This window comes from Rhizobium sp. ZK1, assembly GCF_047782645.1.
In the GTDB taxonomy this organism is placed as follows: domain Bacteria; phylum Pseudomonadota; class Alphaproteobacteria; order Rhizobiales; family Rhizobiaceae; genus Rhizobium.
In genome coordinates, this window is record NZ_CP180586.1 from 215,715 (window position 1) to 230,427 (window position 14,713).

The 14,713-nt window shown below is 59.6% G+C and carries 26 protein-coding genes and 2 tRNA genes; 11 read left to right on the forward strand and 17 right to left on the reverse strand.

The annotated features are described in order from the left end of the window. Nucleotides 1–158: 158 nt before the first annotated feature. Together ACK9YZ_RS01075 and ACK9YZ_RS01080 are read right to left on the reverse strand one after the other, a co-directional pair. Entirely contained in the window at nucleotides 159–401 is a 243-nt protein-coding gene (locus ACK9YZ_RS01075) for a DUF982 domain-containing protein (RefSeq protein WP_416065378.1), read from the reverse strand. 148 nt (nucleotides 402–549) lie between these two features. Further along, nucleotides 550–624: transfer RNA gene (locus tag ACK9YZ_RS01080), tRNA-Thr, on the reverse strand. A gap of 154 nt (nucleotides 625–778) precedes the next feature. Between ACK9YZ_RS01080 and ACK9YZ_RS01085 the strand changes: the two genes are divergently transcribed. From ACK9YZ_RS01085 to ACK9YZ_RS01130, 10 genes are all read left to right on the forward strand, one after another. Further along, the gene (locus ACK9YZ_RS01085; protein ID WP_416065379.1) at nucleotides 779–988 is read left to right on the forward strand and encodes a hypothetical protein; all 210 of its coding nucleotides are present in this window, start codon (nucleotides 779–781) and stop codon (nucleotides 986–988) included. Nucleotides 989–1,104: 116 nt separating this feature from the next. Next, nucleotides 1,105–2,397 carry a UDP-N-acetylglucosamine 1-carboxyvinyltransferase gene (murA, locus tag ACK9YZ_RS01090; RefSeq protein ID WP_216756983.1) on the forward strand — a complete coding sequence of 431 codons (1,293 nt, stop codon included), beginning with the start codon at nucleotides 1,105–1,107 and terminating at the stop codon, nucleotides 2,395–2,397. 114 nt (nucleotides 2,398–2,511) lie between these two features. Beyond that, nucleotides 2,512–2,949: a DUF2948 family protein gene (locus ACK9YZ_RS01095; RefSeq protein ID WP_216756984.1), complete on the forward strand. Its 438-nt coding sequence runs from the start codon at nucleotides 2,512–2,514 to the stop codon at nucleotides 2,947–2,949. A gap of 34 nt (nucleotides 2,950–2,983) precedes the next feature. Continuing rightward, entirely contained in the window at nucleotides 2,984–4,282 is a 1,299-nt protein-coding gene (hisD, locus tag ACK9YZ_RS01100) for a histidinol dehydrogenase (RefSeq protein ID WP_416065380.1), read from the forward strand. A gap of 4 nt (nucleotides 4,283–4,286) precedes the next feature. Continuing rightward, nucleotides 4,287–4,760, forward strand: coding sequence for a UPF0262 family protein (locus ACK9YZ_RS01105; RefSeq protein ID WP_216756986.1), 474 nt, complete (start codon nucleotides 4,287–4,289; stop codon nucleotides 4,758–4,760). Next, nucleotides 4,757–5,242 (forward strand): low molecular weight phosphatase family protein, encoded by a 486-nt coding sequence (locus ACK9YZ_RS01110; RefSeq protein ID WP_416065381.1) that lies wholly within the window; start codon nucleotides 4,757–4,759, stop codon nucleotides 5,240–5,242. The genes ACK9YZ_RS01105 and ACK9YZ_RS01110 overlap by 4 nt, the downstream gene beginning before the upstream one ends. A 119-nt stretch (nucleotides 5,243–5,361) precedes the next feature. Beyond that, nucleotides 5,362–5,580, forward strand: coding sequence for a translation initiation factor IF-1 (gene infA / locus ACK9YZ_RS01115; RefSeq protein ID WP_003545338.1), 219 nt, complete (start codon nucleotides 5,362–5,364; stop codon nucleotides 5,578–5,580). A 58-nt stretch (nucleotides 5,581–5,638) separates the two neighbouring features. Further along, entirely contained in the window at nucleotides 5,639–6,259 is a 621-nt protein-coding gene (locus ACK9YZ_RS01120; RefSeq protein ID WP_216756988.1) for a Maf-like protein, read from the forward strand. Nucleotides 6,260–6,381: 122 nt separating this feature from the next. Then, nucleotides 6,382–6,594, forward strand: a complete 213-nt coding sequence (gene yacG / locus ACK9YZ_RS01125; RefSeq protein WP_183728446.1) for a DNA gyrase inhibitor YacG — start codon at nucleotides 6,382–6,384, stop codon at nucleotides 6,592–6,594. A 175-nt stretch (nucleotides 6,595–6,769) separates the two neighbouring features. After that, a tRNA-Phe gene (locus ACK9YZ_RS01130) sits at nucleotides 6,770–6,845 on the forward strand. 105 nt (nucleotides 6,846–6,950) lie between these two features. Here ACK9YZ_RS01130 and ACK9YZ_RS01135 read toward each other — a convergent pair. The 14 genes from ACK9YZ_RS01135 to ACK9YZ_RS01200 form a co-directional block, all read right to left on the reverse strand. After that, nucleotides 6,951–8,036 carry a tyrosine-type recombinase/integrase gene (locus ACK9YZ_RS01135; protein ID WP_416065382.1) on the reverse strand — a complete coding sequence of 362 codons (1,086 nt, stop codon included), beginning with the start codon at nucleotides 8,034–8,036 and terminating at the stop codon, nucleotides 6,951–6,953. After that, nucleotides 8,036–8,290: a hypothetical protein gene (locus ACK9YZ_RS01140; RefSeq protein ID WP_113114878.1), complete on the reverse strand. Its 255-nt coding sequence runs from the start codon at nucleotides 8,288–8,290 to the stop codon at nucleotides 8,036–8,038. Before ACK9YZ_RS01140 ends, ACK9YZ_RS01135 begins: the two co-directional genes overlap by 1 nt. A gap of 10 nt (nucleotides 8,291–8,300) precedes the next feature. Beyond that, nucleotides 8,301–8,642 carry an HNH endonuclease signature motif containing protein gene (locus ACK9YZ_RS01145; protein WP_416065383.1) on the reverse strand — a complete coding sequence of 114 codons (342 nt, stop codon included), beginning with the start codon at nucleotides 8,640–8,642 and terminating at the stop codon, nucleotides 8,301–8,303. Next, nucleotides 8,639–8,884 (reverse strand): hypothetical protein, encoded by a 246-nt coding sequence (locus ACK9YZ_RS01150; protein WP_416065384.1) that lies wholly within the window; start codon nucleotides 8,882–8,884, stop codon nucleotides 8,639–8,641. Before ACK9YZ_RS01150 ends, ACK9YZ_RS01145 begins: the two co-directional genes overlap by 4 nt. After that, nucleotides 8,881–9,123, reverse strand: coding sequence for a hypothetical protein (locus tag ACK9YZ_RS01155; RefSeq protein WP_416065385.1), 243 nt, complete (start codon nucleotides 9,121–9,123; stop codon nucleotides 8,881–8,883). The genes ACK9YZ_RS01150 and ACK9YZ_RS01155 overlap by 4 nt, the downstream gene beginning before the upstream one ends. Further along, nucleotides 9,120–9,500, reverse strand: a complete 381-nt coding sequence (locus ACK9YZ_RS01160; protein WP_416065386.1) for a hypothetical protein — start codon at nucleotides 9,498–9,500, stop codon at nucleotides 9,120–9,122. The genes ACK9YZ_RS01155 and ACK9YZ_RS01160 overlap by 4 nt, the downstream gene beginning before the upstream one ends. Further along, complete coding sequence (locus ACK9YZ_RS01165; protein WP_416065387.1) at nucleotides 9,487–10,080, reverse strand: hypothetical protein; 594 nt, start codon at nucleotides 10,078–10,080, stop codon at nucleotides 9,487–9,489. Before ACK9YZ_RS01165 ends, ACK9YZ_RS01160 begins: the two co-directional genes overlap by 14 nt. Nucleotides 10,081–10,082: 2 nt before the next feature. Next, on the reverse strand, nucleotides 10,083–11,153 hold the full coding sequence (locus ACK9YZ_RS01170; protein ID WP_416065388.1) for a hypothetical protein: 1,071 nt from the start codon (nucleotides 11,151–11,153) through the stop codon (nucleotides 10,083–10,085). Then, a complete protein-coding gene (locus ACK9YZ_RS01175) occupies nucleotides 11,150–12,055 on the reverse strand; it encodes a DUF5131 family protein (RefSeq protein ID WP_416065389.1) in 906 nt (301 codons plus the stop codon). Before ACK9YZ_RS01175 ends, ACK9YZ_RS01170 begins: the two co-directional genes overlap by 4 nt. Next, the gene (locus ACK9YZ_RS01180) at nucleotides 12,048–12,413 is read right to left on the reverse strand and encodes a hypothetical protein (RefSeq protein ID WP_416065390.1); all 366 of its coding nucleotides are present in this window, start codon (nucleotides 12,411–12,413) and stop codon (nucleotides 12,048–12,050) included. The genes ACK9YZ_RS01175 and ACK9YZ_RS01180 overlap by 8 nt, the downstream gene beginning before the upstream one ends. Beyond that, complete coding sequence (locus tag ACK9YZ_RS01185; RefSeq protein ID WP_162738721.1) at nucleotides 12,413–12,589, reverse strand: hypothetical protein; 177 nt, start codon at nucleotides 12,587–12,589, stop codon at nucleotides 12,413–12,415. The genes ACK9YZ_RS01180 and ACK9YZ_RS01185 overlap by 1 nt, the downstream gene beginning before the upstream one ends. Continuing rightward, the gene (locus ACK9YZ_RS01190; RefSeq protein WP_416065391.1) at nucleotides 12,586–12,789 is read right to left on the reverse strand and encodes a hypothetical protein; all 204 of its coding nucleotides are present in this window, start codon (nucleotides 12,787–12,789) and stop codon (nucleotides 12,586–12,588) included. Before ACK9YZ_RS01190 ends, ACK9YZ_RS01185 begins: the two co-directional genes overlap by 4 nt. A 73-nt stretch (nucleotides 12,790–12,862) precedes the next feature. After that, entirely contained in the window at nucleotides 12,863–13,060 is a 198-nt protein-coding gene (locus ACK9YZ_RS01195) for a hypothetical protein (protein WP_416065392.1), read from the reverse strand. Between the two features lie 233 nt (nucleotides 13,061–13,293). Further along, on the reverse strand, nucleotides 13,294–13,977 hold the full coding sequence (locus ACK9YZ_RS01200; protein WP_416065393.1) for a S24 family peptidase: 684 nt from the start codon (nucleotides 13,975–13,977) through the stop codon (nucleotides 13,294–13,296). An 88-nt stretch (nucleotides 13,978–14,065) separates the two neighbouring features. Between ACK9YZ_RS01200 and ACK9YZ_RS01205 the strand changes: the two genes are divergently transcribed. Beyond that, on the forward strand, nucleotides 14,066–14,284 hold the full coding sequence (locus ACK9YZ_RS01205) for a helix-turn-helix transcriptional regulator (protein ID WP_416065394.1): 219 nt from the start codon (nucleotides 14,066–14,068) through the stop codon (nucleotides 14,282–14,284). 139 nt (nucleotides 14,285–14,423) lie between these two features. Here ACK9YZ_RS01205 and ACK9YZ_RS01210 read toward each other — a convergent pair whose 3' ends face one another. Continuing rightward, a complete protein-coding gene (locus ACK9YZ_RS01210) occupies nucleotides 14,424–14,678 on the reverse strand; it encodes a hypothetical protein (RefSeq protein ID WP_416065395.1) in 255 nt (84 codons plus the stop codon). Nucleotides 14,679–14,713: the final 35 nt, after the last annotated feature.

Consider the following 14,713-nt stretch of genomic DNA (forward strand, 5'->3'; position numbering starts at 1 on the left):
ATGATGGCTGGCGTCGTTCTATGGATGAACAGATGAGCGGCGCAATCTCTTTCGAGACAAAGCCCCGCGCGAGCTCCGCGCAGGGTTACGTGAAAATTAAGCATTGCTCCGTTTCGGAACGGATGGGGCTCTTGTTGTCCGATATCGCCGCCGAAAGTTTAATGCACTTTAAGCTTTGCTTCTTCGGCCGCCGCCATGAACTCTGCGCGAGCCTCTTCGACGCTCTTTCGGCCATCGAGTGCGGCCCGGCAGGCGCTGCGTGCCTTCAAATATTTCAGTCCGCGCACGGCAGGCCAGTGTTCGGCAAGGCATGCCAGGGCATCGAACGGTCCGTTAACCGTGCGCGCCCCTGCCTCTTCGAAACCGACCTTGATCGGACCATTCCATCGTTCAGTCGCCATCGATGCTCCTCCAGCATGTCTCGATAGAAACATTGACGAAGCCTTCGAGTTCCCTCCGTGAAGACTTCAGAATGCTAATATTCTAGCGAGATTTTTACCGGCAGCAATGGCGCCGATTGGTGCAGTGGATAATGCTAAGGGAGAAAACTGGTGCTGCCGAGTGGGATTGAACCACCGACCTCACCCTTACCAAGGGTGTGCTCTACCACTGAGCTACGGCAGCAGGACCAGACGCGTGAAGCGGAAACGCTCAATTCGCGTGAACGGGGCGCCTATTGCCACAGCTTCGGCAGGAGCGCAAGCAGCAAATTCCAACTTCTCTGGGAATAACGGCTGGCCCACTTTTGGAACGGCGCGAATTCGGTTAATTCTGGTGCATGAACGAAGAGACTGAAAAGGGCCGGCAGAGCCGGAAAGAGGCCATAGAGGCCCAGGCGGCATTGCGCCGCGAACGGGCGGCCGAAAAGCTGAGAGAAAATCTTTCCAGACGCAAACAGCAGGTGCGCGCCCGCCGGTCCGGCCAGGTGGACGAGACAGATGGGCTGCCCGCCGCAAAAAAGCCCGCCGCAAAAATGGACGAATCGTAATGTTCGGTCCGCGTCGAATTGAAGCGTCGGGGGATTTGCTCTAAACACCCCCCACTTCTTGCCTTGCCCCCACAGGCAAAACTTTTTAGAAAGGCGGGCCTCGCCCGTAAGTGCACATGGATCGTATCAGAATTGTCGGCGGTAATGAGCTCAATGGCATCATTCCGATTTCCGGCGCCAAGAATGCCGCGCTGCCGCTGATGATCGCCTCGCTTTTGACGAGCGATACGCTGACGCTGGAAAACGTGCCCCACCTTGCCGATGTCGAATTGCTGATGCGCATCCTCGGCAATCACGGCGTCGACGTTGCCGTCAACGGCCGCCGCGAGCGACAGGAAGATTCCTACGCACGCACGATCCATTTCACCTGCCGCACCATCGTCGATACGACCGCTCCCTACGAACTGGTCTCGAAGATGCGCGCCTCCTTCTGGGTCATCGGTCCGCTTCTCGCCCGTGAGGGCCATTGCCGTGTTTCGCTGCCGGGTGGCTGCGCCATCGGCACGCGCCCGGTCGATCTCTTCATCGAGGGCCTGACCGCGCTTGGCGCAACGATGGAAATCGACGGCGGCTACATCAACGCCAAGGCACCGCAGGGCGGCCTCATCGGCACACACTATACCTTCCCGAAAGTATCCGTCGGTGCGACGCATGTGCTGATGATGGCGGCAACGCTCGCCCGCGGCACGACGGTGATCGGCAATGCCGCACGCGAGCCCGAGGTTGTCGACCTCGCCAACTGCCTGAACGCCATGGGTGCCAAGGTTTCCGGCGCCGGCACCTCGACCATCACCATCGAGGGCGTCACCTCGCTGTCCGGCGCGCGCCATCGCGTCCTGCCTGATCGTATCGAGACCGGCACCTATGCCATGGCCGTTGCCATGGCCGGCGGCGATGTCGTGCTCGAAAACACCGATATCGCCCTCCTGGAAACGGCGCTGGAAACATTGCGCCGCGCCGGCGCGGAGATCTCGTCGACCAACAATGGCATGCGCATCAAGCGCAATGGCGCCGGCATCCAGCCGGTGGATATCGTCACCGATCCTTTCCCAGGTTTCCCGACCGACCTGCAGGCGCAGTTCATGGCGCTGATGACCCGCTCTTCCGGTATTTCGCATGTCACGGAAACCATCTTCGAAAACCGCTTCATGCATGTGCAGGAACTCGCCCGCCTCGGCGCGAAGATCTCGCTGTCGGGCCAGACGGCAAAGATCGAGGGTGTCGAGCGGCTGAAGGGCGCCCCTGTCATGGCGACCGATCTTCGCGCCTCCGTTTCCCTCGTCATCGCCGGCCTTGCCGCCGAAGGCGAAACCACGGTTTCCCGCGTTTATCATCTCGATCGCGGCTTTGAGCGGCTGGAAGAGAAGCTGACCCGCTGCGGCGCCATCGTCGAACGCGTCAGCGAGTAAGAAAAGGGCGCTTATGCGCGCTTTATCCCGGTTGCGTATTTGGCCGCCGCGCCTTATTTCCGTTGTCTGACAGATCGCCGCGGCTGCGGCCGAAAGACATGGGATAGAGGCTGGATGACCGACCTGAAGCTCGTTGCGCTCGATAGTGAAGACCTTGCCGTCATTTCCGCGCATATGCAGGACAGCGTCTTCAAGGTCGCCGATATCGACTGGTCGTCGCGCGATAAACAGTTCGCGATCGCCGCCAACCGTTTCGTCTGGGAAGAGGCAGCCCGCAAGCGCAAGGGTTTCGAACGCCACCGCGCGGCCCTCGTTTTTAAGCGGGTGCTTTCCGTCCGCTCGATTGGCATCGATCGTTCGCGGCGCGACGATGTGCTGTCGCTGCTCGCTTTGCGTTTCGAGCAGAAGGGCGAGGGGCCGGAAGGTGCCCTCGAACTCTCGCTCTCAGGCACGGCCTCGATCGTCCTCGATGTCGAATGCATCGAGGTGCAGCTTGCCGATATAGGCGGCGCCTGGGAGACGGGCTCCAAGCCGCGTCATCCCGGCACCTGAGCGCAACAGTTTCGAGTAGAGAAGGAACACCGCCTTGGCAATCTGGCTCAATCAGGCATCCGACGGTTTCGAGCAGCGGTTCGCGGCCTTTCTGATCACCAAGCGTGAGGTCTCCGAAGACGTCAACGCCGTCGTGCGCGCCATCATCGATGACGTGCGCGCCCGCGGTGATGTGGCGCTCGCCGAATATTCGAAGAAGTTCGACAGCATTGACTACGCCACCGTACCGATGCGTGTCACCGAGGCAGAAATCGAAAACGCCGTCGAGGTCGTTCCCTCGGAAGTGCTTGGCGCCCTGAAGGTCGCCGCACTCCGCATCGAATCTCATCATCGCCGCCAGCTTCCGAAGGACGACCTCTACGAGGACGACATGGGCGTCGGTCTCGGTTCACGCTGGACCGCGATCGAAGCTGTTGGTCTCTACGTACCGGGCGGCACGGCGAGCTATCCGAGTTCGGTCCTGATGAATGCCGTGCCGGCAAAGGTCGCAGGCGTCGACCGCATCGTCATCGCCGTGCCGGCGACGGGCGGTTCTGTCAATCCGGCGGTGCTGGCCGCCGCCAAACTCGCCGGCGTGAGTGAAATCTACCGCGTCGGCGGCGCGCAGGCGATTGCTGCCCTGGCCTATGGCACGGAGACGATCGCCCCGGTTGCCAAGATTACTGGCCCAGGCAATGCCTATGTCGCCGCCGCCAAGCGCCAGGTCTTCGGCACTGTGGGTATCGACATGATCGCCGGCCCGTCAGAAGTGCTCGTCATTGCTGACAAGGACAACAATCCCGATTGGGTTGCCGCTGATCTGCTGGCGCAGGCCGAGCATGACGAGAGCTCCCAGGCCATCCTGATCACCGACGACGAGGAATTCGGCAAGGCGGTCGAAGCGGCCGTCGAACGGCAGCTGAAGACGCTGAACCGTGCAGAGACTGCTGCGGCTAGCTGGCGCGATTTTGGCGCAATCATCCTTGTCTCCGATCTCAAGGATGCCATTCCGCTGGCAAACCGTATCGCCGCCGAACATCTGGAACTCGCCGTTGCCGATCCCGATGCCTTCGTGGACAAGATCCGCAATGCCGGCGCGATCTTCATCGGCGCGCATACGCCGGAAGTGATCGGCGATTATGTCGGCGGCTCCAACCACGTGCTGCCGACGGCGCGCTCGGCGCGCTTTTCCTCCGGTCTTTCGGTTCTCGATTTCGTCAAGCGCACCTCGATCCTGCGGCTCGGCCCGCAGCAGCTTCGCGACCTCGGGCCGGCGGCGATTGCGCTTGCCGTTTCCGAAGGCCTCGACGCCCATGCGCGATCGGTCGCGATCCGCCTGAACCTCGAAAGGTGAGGGAATGGCGAAGGGCGACTTCCGGCTCTGCGACGTTGTCCTTGACGATACGATCGGCCGTTCGACACCTGACGTCGAACACGAGCGGGCAGTGGCGATCTTCGATCTGATCGAGGAGAATTCCTTTAAGCCGTCAGGCCATGCCGGCGGTCCCTATCGGCTGAACATCTCACTGGTCGATTCCAAGCTCGTCTTTTCCATCACCACGGAAAAGGGCGAGGATGTCGCGACCCACATTCTCTCGCTGACGCCCTTCCGGCGGATCGTGAAGGATTATTTCATGATCTGTGAGAGCTACTATGAGGCGATCCGCTCTGCCTCGCCAAGCCGCATCGAGGCGATCGATATGGGGCGGCGCGGTATTCATAACGAGGGCTCGCAGACGCTTATGGACCGGCTTTCCGGCAAGATCGACGTCGATTTCGATACGGCCCGGCGCCTTTTCACGCTGGTCTGCGTGCTCTACTGGCGCGGATGACCGCGATGGAGCCGGGCGTCAAAACAGAGGATAGAAAGCGGCCGGGCGCCATCCTCTTCATGTGCGGGCTGAACGTCATCCGCTCGCCCATGGCGGAAGTGATCGCCCGTAGCATTCTGCCTGCCAATACCTATATACGGTCTGCCGGCGTTCGTGCCGGCGAACGCGATCCTTTCGTCGATGTGGTATTGGAAGAAATAGGCCTGTCGCTTGGCCGCCGCCTGCCGCAGACGCTCGAGGAACTCGAAGACGACTATTTCGACCTCATCATCACGCTCTCACCGCAGGCCCATCACGCAGCACTCGAGTTGACCCGCTCCAGCGCCGTCGATGTCGTCTACTGGCCGACCATGGATCCGACGGTCGCAACCGGAACGCGCGAGCAGATATTGGACAGTTATCGCGAGGTTCGCGATCACCTGGCCGGCCTCATCGAAAGCCGGCTACTCAAGAGAAATGGCATCGCCGCGCAATCGGCGTGAAACAAAAGTCAGAAAGCCCGATCTACGAGGTTCACAAATCCCCGTTGATTGTGTAGTTTCCGCGCAAATTTTTGGGCGCCATGCGCCGCTTTATCAACACACAGGAAGAAAACCCTTATATGCCGAAAGAAGAAGTCCTCGAATTCCCGGGTATCGTGACCGAACTTCTGCCGAATGCGACGTTCCGCGTGAAGCTCGAAAACGAGCATGAGATCATAGCTCACACCGCCGGCCGCATGCGCAAGAACCGCATCCGCGTTCTCGCCGGCGACAAGGTTCTGGTCGAAATGACGCCCTACGACCTGACGAAGGGCCGCATCACCTACCGCTTCAAGTAAGCTTGGTCTGCGAAGCTCCCACGAGCTTCCGCTCCCGCCTGCCGATGGTCGAGGTTCCATGGCGCTGAAATACAAGCTCATTCTGGCTTCGGGCTCGCCCCGCCGCGTCGATCTGCTCAATCAGGCCGGCATCGAGCCTTCGCGCCTGATGCCGATGGATATCGACGAGGCGCCGAAGAAGTCGGAGCACCCGCGCTCGCTCGCCCGCCGCCTCTCGGGCGAAAAGGCAGAAGCCGCGCTGGCCGCCATTAAGGGCGACATCACCTGGAAGGGCAGTTATATCCTGTCCGCCGATACGGTTGTCGCCGTTGGCCGCCGCATTCTCGGCAAGGCGGAATTCGCCGATGAGGCATCGAATTCCCTGCACCTGCTCTCCGGCCGCAACCACGTGGTCTATACGGGCATCTGCCTGGTCACGCCTGATCGCAAGGTGCGCCAGAAAATCGTCGAGACGAAGGTGCGCTTCAAGCGCCTGTCGAGTTTCGAGATTGAAAACTACATTGCCTCGGGTCAATGGCGCGGCAAGGCCGGCGCTTACGGGATCCAGGGCCTGGCAGGCACCTTCGTGCAGAAAATGGTGGGGTCCTACACCAATGTCGTAGGGCTGCCGCTTTATGAAACCATCCTGCTTCTGACCGGCGAGGGCTTCGATGTCCACAGCCGTTGGCCCGAGGGCTGATCTCCTGCTAGAGCGCCGTGCGTCCATTCGGACGCACAAAAGACGCTCTACCTTGTTGAATCTACGCATCAGGCTTTGCGAAAATCGGAACGATTTTCGGGCCGATGCTGTAGGAGGAAACCATGTCTGATGAAATGAAGACCGGCGGCAAGGTCGCGCCGTTGCGCAAGACGCGCCCTTGCCCGGAATGCGGCAAGCCGTCGAACCGCGAGCACTATCCCTTCTGTTCCAACCGCTGCCGCGAAGTGGACCTGTCGCGCTGGCTGACGGGCTCCTACGCCATTCCTGTCGCCGACGATGAGACGAAGGCAGATTACCCCGACGAGGAAAACTAGGTTTTCCACCGCGAAGCCCTTATTTTTCCTCGCAAATCGCCAAAGTCAGCAAGACCGTCAAAAAACTATCATTTGATGCTTGCCATGGGCGAACAAGATGCTATAACCCCGCTCGCTTCCGGGGCGAACCAAGGCCCTGACATTCCAACCGGAATGTTTCCATGAAGCATGGCTAGCCCAGGTAGCTCAGTTGGTAGAGCAGCGGATTGAAAATCCGCGTGTCACTGGTTCGATTCCGGTCCTGGGCACCATCACTAAAAATCCACATTGATTTTGTTGATGTTTTTGCCTCTGAGTGTCCAGCTATTTCGCATGAGGCGTTTTCTCTGGACACATTTGTTCATGTTTTGACCGGGCTACTCTCCGTCATCCCCCTTCGAAATTAGCGTGATAGCACCCTTCGCAAGCCGCCTCTGATTGGCGGCTTTTGTGTATCGGTTGACCTCTTTTGAGGTCGTGTGGCCGGTCACCGACATGATCTGTTTCTCGGTCGCTCCGTTGTTCGCCATCCGTGTCGCGGCCACTTTGCGCAAGCCGTGGGCGGTGCAATGGAAAAGTCCTGCCGCATCGCATTGCTTGCGGAACCAGTTGCCGAATCCAGCTGCGGTAAAGGGCTTGTTGAATTCGGTCACCAGGTACGTGAGGTCTCCGCACGCCGTCGCGTCGATTGTCTTCTGAAGCTCGGGGTGGATAGGAAGCTCCAAGGTGACCGGCTTCTTGTTCCGCCCTTTGAACTGGGTGAAGCGGAAACTTCCCTTTGAGGCATGCTGGCGGCCCAGCACGATCGCATCGCTGCGGCGCTGGCTTGTGTAGAGCATGAGGTCGAGGGCCAAGCGGGCCTTTGTGCCGCGAGGGTGGCGCGTTTCATATGCCTCTACCTCGTCCTCGGTCCATGTGTGGAAGCCTTCGGACCCAGTCTTGAAATACGGTACGTCACGCGCCGGGTTTGTGTCAGCAAGCTCAACGCCCGGTTCCGTGGCCCACTTGAAGATTTGCCGAAGGGCCTTCACTCGACCATTGGCAGCCTCAGGGAGGTCAACCTTGCGATCGCGAAGAGTGCGCACGGCCTTGGCATTGAAAGCAGAGAGGGGAACGTCTTCAACAAGGCGATCAGATTTCGGGCTGACTTTTTCAGCCCACATATGCTCGATGATATGTTTGCGAACAAGTTGCGTGCGCGCGTCCAGCCGTTTGTATTCCCCCGACTGGAAATATTCCTGGCAGAGCCAACGAAATGAACCCGGCGCTGCCATCTTTGGGCCGACTGGCTTTTCCTCATCAGCTGGACCGTTCAAAGCTTTGTAGTAGGCTTCGTTGAACTCGTCAGTTCCGGGGATGCCTGGTAGGCGCACCTTCTTTTGTCCGCGCTTGCGGAAATAGAAGCGCAGAACGCCATCCGTCCAATCCTCGACGACATATTTCTTGGCGAACTTCCTGGGCATCAGTTCCCGAAATCCCATTCGCCGCCGGCACTATCGTCATCTCCACCGGGAAGGCGGTCGAAGGCCCGGTCGAGCTGCTGCCGGTCCCAGATCGTGCGTGCATTCGGGCGTTTCGGCTTCGGCATTCTGCCATCCTTGACCATTTCGTCAAACAGGGATGCGGAGACGCCTATGTAAGCCGCCGCTTGCTCACGGCTGAGGCCGCGCGGGGGCAGGGAGATCGGCAGAACTTCGGCGCGCTGAGCGCGGACCATGCTCACCATCTCACGCCTCCTCGCAAACCATCGCCGCGCGCCTGGCTTCCCACTGCCGCAGGATATTGCGCTTTCGGGTGACGAGCTGCAGATGCTCTTCCGAATCGTACCGGACGCAGAGCCGGTTCCTGCAGACGTGATCCAGCTCCTTCTTGCCAGGAATATAGCCGTGCTCGTTCGTCCATAGGACGATGTGCACTGCTACCGTCTGCCCCCCCAGGCTCATGCGCGGATAGCCGGCGCCGCGACCTTCCGTGCCGGAAGTCGGGCCGGTCCAGATCCAGCAGCCGGTCGTCTCGTCGACGCGGACTCGAGCCATGATCTTTTCGCGGATCTTGTCGCGGCGGCTCATTTGCTCTCCTTCGATGCGTAGAAGGAAAGCCTCTGCTCGATCCCCGGTATCAGTCCCTCGTTCAGCATCGCGGCGGCCTTGCGCGGATCGCCGCCCATGCAGGCGAGCAGCACGACAGCGAAGGCGTGCTCTGCGGTAACGAGGATTTTCGAATAATCTGGAGACGACGGATCGCGACCGTCAATGATCGCCTTTGCTGCCGCTAGGGCGCGCTGGGTGTCCATGACGTTGTTTTGGGTCATCGGTCAGCCTCTAGCTTGTCGCTCTCGATCGCCCGGCGGGTCGTTTTCTCGACCAATTTGTGTACGGCCCAGCACGGCCAAAACACGGGCCATACGACGATGCAGATCAGGTCGAGAGTATAGTCTCCCGAGAAGCAATCATCGTAGGTGTTGGGGTTTGCCCACCCGATTTCTCGTTGCGCCGCGTTCGATGCGACGGCGCCGATCAGCCAAACTAAGAACAGGATCGCCAACATCAACTACCCACCTCCCCCTGTGAGGGCGGCAGGGGGTCGCAACCGCGCACGTTGATGCCGGCGACCTTTGGCCCGCGCAGCCACAGTGACCAACTGGACTTGCCATTTCGCAAGCCGCCGATGCGGTGTTCGAAGCTCGGGGCGACAATGCCGACGCGGCCGGGAAACCACGTCTTCCAACGTCCGTCGCCAGTCTCTTCGACGTAGCCGCCCCAGAGGATGATGCGAACCGCCCATGCCGGATGGCTATGAAAGCAGCCGGCGGCATCAGCCTTGACGAACTTATGGATCTGAACGACGCAGCCGAACAGCGTCACGAGCTTCTTGATGAAGAAGACCGGCACGCCGTCGAAGTTGTGGCGGTACTCATCCCACGTCATCGACGCCCTCCAGACTGCGGCGCAGATCGGCCAGCCACTGGTTGCGCATTTCGGTGCGATGGATCTCGTCGGCGATATTCTTTTCGTGATAGCTGATGCTACGAAGAGCCTCGCGACGGGTGGCCGTCAGCCATTCCTCGCCGGTCATCTTCTGCGGCGGTGGCGAAACGTAGTCCGACATCGATATCCGCAGCTGGTCTGACATAAATTCTTTGATGCCCTCTGCCTCGGTGTGCCACGCACTGACCTTTTCCAGCATCGATTTCAGGCGGTCATTCTCGGCCCCGCGCTCATCTTCATACTTCTGGTGAGATGCTAGACGATCCGCGTAGTCCTGTTCGGCGCGCGCATTGCAATCCTCAGATGACAAGCGCTCGATCTCTGCGAGTGTTTCCTTAGCTTTCGCGAGGTTCTCTTCATGATAGCTGGTAGACGGCTCGAAGCGCTCCGGAATTGGCGCATCCCACGGTTCGTCACGCATCATGATTGTTGCGCCCATGCCGCGAGCGCAGCGCAAAGCAAACTGACGAAGAGTGGTGATTTCGCCCGATACAACATCGGCGGTGAAGCCTGTCGGCATTGTCAATTCTCCCGCTTTGTGAGGTTTAGGACAGCTCGAAGCTTGTCCTCGATAAGATCGTAGTCTGCGGCATGCGCAGATGGATGGCTTGAAAACTCGTAGGTATAACCGCGCACGCCATCGACGATTTCGACAGCAAGCGCGCGAACATCGGGCACCATCACATGTTCGGCGGGAGACACTGCTCGATCCCAGCATTCGGCACTGCATACCCATCGACCGTCTGCCAGTTCGCATTCGGTCCCGCCGTCACCTTCCGCCGTCGAGAGGTTTTTCTTGCCGCACATGCAGCACTGAGGACCGATCAATTGATTTGGAGGAGCTTGGCGAGCAGCGATCATCAGGTCGTGACACCCGTTTATGATGGTCTCTCGGTCCTCGCGGCTAACTGTCGAAGACGTTCCGTCTGACTGACGATTGCCAGCAAGACGAGAAAGCGCCACCAAAAGCTCTCCGTAAAACGCCCGCACATGTTCTTTGGGGGAGCCCGCGCCTCCTGGCAGCGTCCGATCATCGACGCGGGCTCCATGCCTCACCTCTGCGCTGTCCGGGATCTGGCTACCGGCAGAGTTTGGCATCTCGGAAAGAACCTTCATTACGGCGTCTGTCTGCCATGTGGTCAGATCACGATCGCCCTTGAAGCCCTCGGCTGCACCGGGGTCGAAGATGGCGAACATGACGCGCTTGCGCAGATCATCACCCCCAAGCACTTGTGACGAGGGCGGTGGGGTGGTACGATAGAACGGGATGACCTCAAAGCCTGAAAGTTCCCACTGCAGGGCGACTTCGGCACTCTCCGTGAAGTGCGTCAATGTCCCGTCGTTCGTGACGGTTCGCCAAGCTGCCGCATCATGTGAAGGCGGGGAGAGGTGACGATCCGCTCCCCTAGCCGTCTCTCCGGTTATGGTACGGGTTCCCGGCGACGGCTGGTCGATGATCGCAATCTCTCCGGCGCAAAAAGCGCGAAGCATCTGATTGCGGGTGTAAAGCGGGTTTCCATCCTCGTCGCTTTCGCAGTGCGGCTGGCGTGAGAGGTAGCGCTCGGCGGCGTCCACGACGTTCTGATTGGTCATGTGCGGATCTCCGGAAATTCGTCATGGGTGATGCCGTCGATCGTGCGGCCGCTCAACTTCTTGCCGACGCGCCTTACGGTCGCGCCGTCGTCGAAACTGAAATGCTCACCTGCGCCGGCGACCTCGGAGACGGAGACCCACTCGCCGTTTTGCTTGTGATGGAAGGAGACGCCGGCGTCCTCGCATTGATCGCGAAGGCTCCTGAACCAGCGAGGATTCGTAGGCCTTGACTTGTGTCCGCCCTGGTCGGTTTCACCGCCAGTGATCACCCAGTCTATTCTTTCGTGCTGCACGAAGGTGTCATCGTCCATGCCGATAACGCCGCGAAGGGCGTCCAGCCCATTCGTTCCGCGCAGGGCAATCCAGTGAAGGTTGATCTGTCCGAGCAAGGGCTCGCACGAGACAAAAGCAAACAGTGGCTTCGTTGCTCGTTTGGCGTTCAGAAGCGCGGGCACATTGATTTCGGTGCGAGCCTGATCCTCGATCGTCGTCCCGATCGCGGCGTTGCTCGGCAGGCCGCCAGCCTCGGACGCAAGCTTGATGATGTTCTGCGGCCGCTTTGTCAGAAGCAGGTAGACGAGGCGCGGCGTCTTGCGCATGACCTCGAAAGCATCGGCGCGCCACTGAGGATCGACCTGATTGTCGAAGATGTCTGCAAGGCTGGCGCAGAAGACGAACGGCCGATCGCCGTCCTGCTCGGCCTGGCGCTGCCAGCGGAACGGATCGTTCCAGGTGTGCTTGCTGGTGCGAACGCGGGGCGCGTTACCCCACTGAACCTTGTGGTAACGCTTGTCCATCAGTGCTTCGGCATAGCATCCATCGCACGCGGGGCTGATCTTGGTGCAGCCCATCCATGGATTCCAAGTGTGGCGGGTCCACGAAATTGCAGAGTTCTCAGCCAAGGGTTTCTTCCTTCATCTCGATCGTGCGCTCAAGCATGCGGCGTAACGGCCGATCGACTGTCCTGCACCCATTCGCGTCGATGACGCTGATCAGGGCGCTGCACAGGCTGATGACGACTTCGTCGCTGATGAGGTCGCCGGGATCTTTGCCATCGCCGAGCGCGGCAACCTTGGCGACCTGCAGGAGGAGGCCTGCGGACATGATGTCTTCGACGGCGTCATCGACAAGGCGGCGGCCAAGGGTGGCGGCTGCTTCGTCGGCAATGTCGCTGATCGCGTCGTGCTCGGTCCCGCCGACGATCTGCAGGGAGATCTGCGGACGGACCTGGCGCATGGGGAATTGGACGAGGTTGTCCATCAGAAATCCTTTCCCAGTTCTTCGGCCTCGGCGCGGTCGGTGCGCTTGAGGCCAGCGGCAAGGCCGGCCGCATAGATGACGGCCAAGAACGCTGCGCCGCAGACGAGCGCAGCCATCAAGCAGACGATGAAAATCGCCTGACCATCGGTGACGAGTGGGCTCGCGAATTCGCTCATGGCGCCATCTGCCAGGCTGTGGCGATCACGAGGCAGAACGGCACGGCAAACAGAAGCCGGATTTCCCAGAGCTGCTGCAACTCGCGGCGCATGCGGGTACGCTCCAGCAGCCGCGTTTCGATGTCGCCATAGTCGTGGCGCTCCTGGAAAGTGTGGATCGCGATCTCGGTCATCGGCAGAAATGGGGTGAAATGGTTCATCGGTTTGCCCTCTCGCATCCGTTTCGGAACCCGCTCCGTTCCTGGTCGGAGCGGTGACCGAAACCGGATCGCTTCAGGCGACGCGGCGGGTAGAAGAGTTCGCGAAAATGCGAGCGGCCTCGTCGGCGTTCCGCTCGATCTGCTCGTCGGTGTAGCCAAGGCGCTTGTATTCGCGATGCGTCAGGCCTTCGCCACGCTCAAGGGCGTGGTTGGCCATCTCGCCAGCGATGTTGCGAACGGTCACGGGGTTATAGGCGGTTGCTGTCTGCATGATCCTGCTCCTGAAAGCCTCCCAGCTCCTGCGCGGCCCGCCGCCGGCCACAAGAGCGTGGACCGGCGGCGTCTCTGCGCGCCTTGCCCCGATGAGGGAGGAGGATCATCGGGAACGAAGGAAGCATTATGCAATTGCGCATATTTGTCAAGCGTATGCGCATAAGGATTTTTGCGCATAACAAAAAAGCCCGCCACAAGGGGCGGGCTGAGTGCTGAAATTAGATCTTATTTTTAGATCGTGAAGCGTCCCACATAGGCACCGACGATCTGTATTTCCTCAAGATCGAGCTCGCGGTCGAGGTGCCGAGGATTGTCTGAAGATACTCTGACGGTGACCTTTTCTGCGCCTGGTCTGGATGTCACTTCAAGGCGCTTCACGATGACGCCTCCGAATTCATCAGCGAGCGCGTAAACTCCAGGTGGGGAAGGAACGCGGTGGCGAGTGTCCACAAAGACCACATCACCATCATCGATCGTTGGCGCCATCGAATCGCCACGGCATGGAAAAGCCGCGACATGGCTCGCTCTCACGTTCATCCGGTTGAGCATCCAATCTGGAAGTCGCCAATGATCGCGCACAACCTCGGTGGCGAATGTAATGCCGTTTGAACTAGAGACTTCTACCGCTGAAATCCCGCCGCCTCCTAATCCGGCAATCAGATCTATTTCCGGGATCTCGTTTTCTGCGCGTGCTTTCTTGAAGTCGGCTAGTGTGTTTCCGCCTTCACCAAGACCAATGATTCCAATATCTTCCGCGGCCCGACGTATCTTTTGGACGGTCTCGTAGTCCGGTTTTGAACCTTTCAGCCATCGAGAGATGGTGGATTGGCTGACGCCGAACATTTCGGCGAGGGTGTCTTGGTTGTGACCCTTGGCAATCAGGGCTTTGAGAAGGCTAACGTGATCCATAGGCATAGGGTTATGGCCGGTATTGGGTTGTGTAAAATGCGTACTCGGATCGAAGGGCTTGCTTTTTCATCCGCATGCGCATATGCAGTTATGCATGAATGCAATTTGGCACATTCGAAAGAACCTCCTGAAGGTCACGCAAGGCGCCATGGCGGATATCGCCGGCGTGCAGCAGACAACTGTGTCCAGATGGGAGTCTGGCGATGCCTCTCCAGATCTCCGGCAACTCACAGCTATCCGCGAAGAGCTTCTGCGGCAGGGCGTCGAATGGGATGACTCATGGTTCTTCAACGTTCCGGAGATCGCCGCATGACCAACCCGTGTCTGATGAGATTCGTTCGGAAGATCTTGCGGTCTCTGCGTCGCACCGACGTGCCGGACGTTGAACGCCTGGCGAAGCTGATGCGCCGCCAATTTATTGAGCGGTATGACGTCGGGGCGAGCCGATGATCTCAGGCATTCGACAATTCCTTGAGCGTTCCAAGCGTGTCCTCGGCGCCGCTCACGAATGCACTCAGGTAAAGATACTTGTCGGTGTCGCCGGAAGCGACGGCCGCATGCATGTCGTCTTCGAAGCGGCTGATCATGGTCTGTACCAGTTCCAGGATTGTTCGCCTCTCCGAAGATTCTTTCAGCAGCATGCCAACGACCAGTTCCAGTACCATGGCAATGCCGGGTGTTCGCCCGTCCGTGGGAAAATCGCTCATCAAGAAATGCTCCGTGTGTCTGACAACTCATCGGA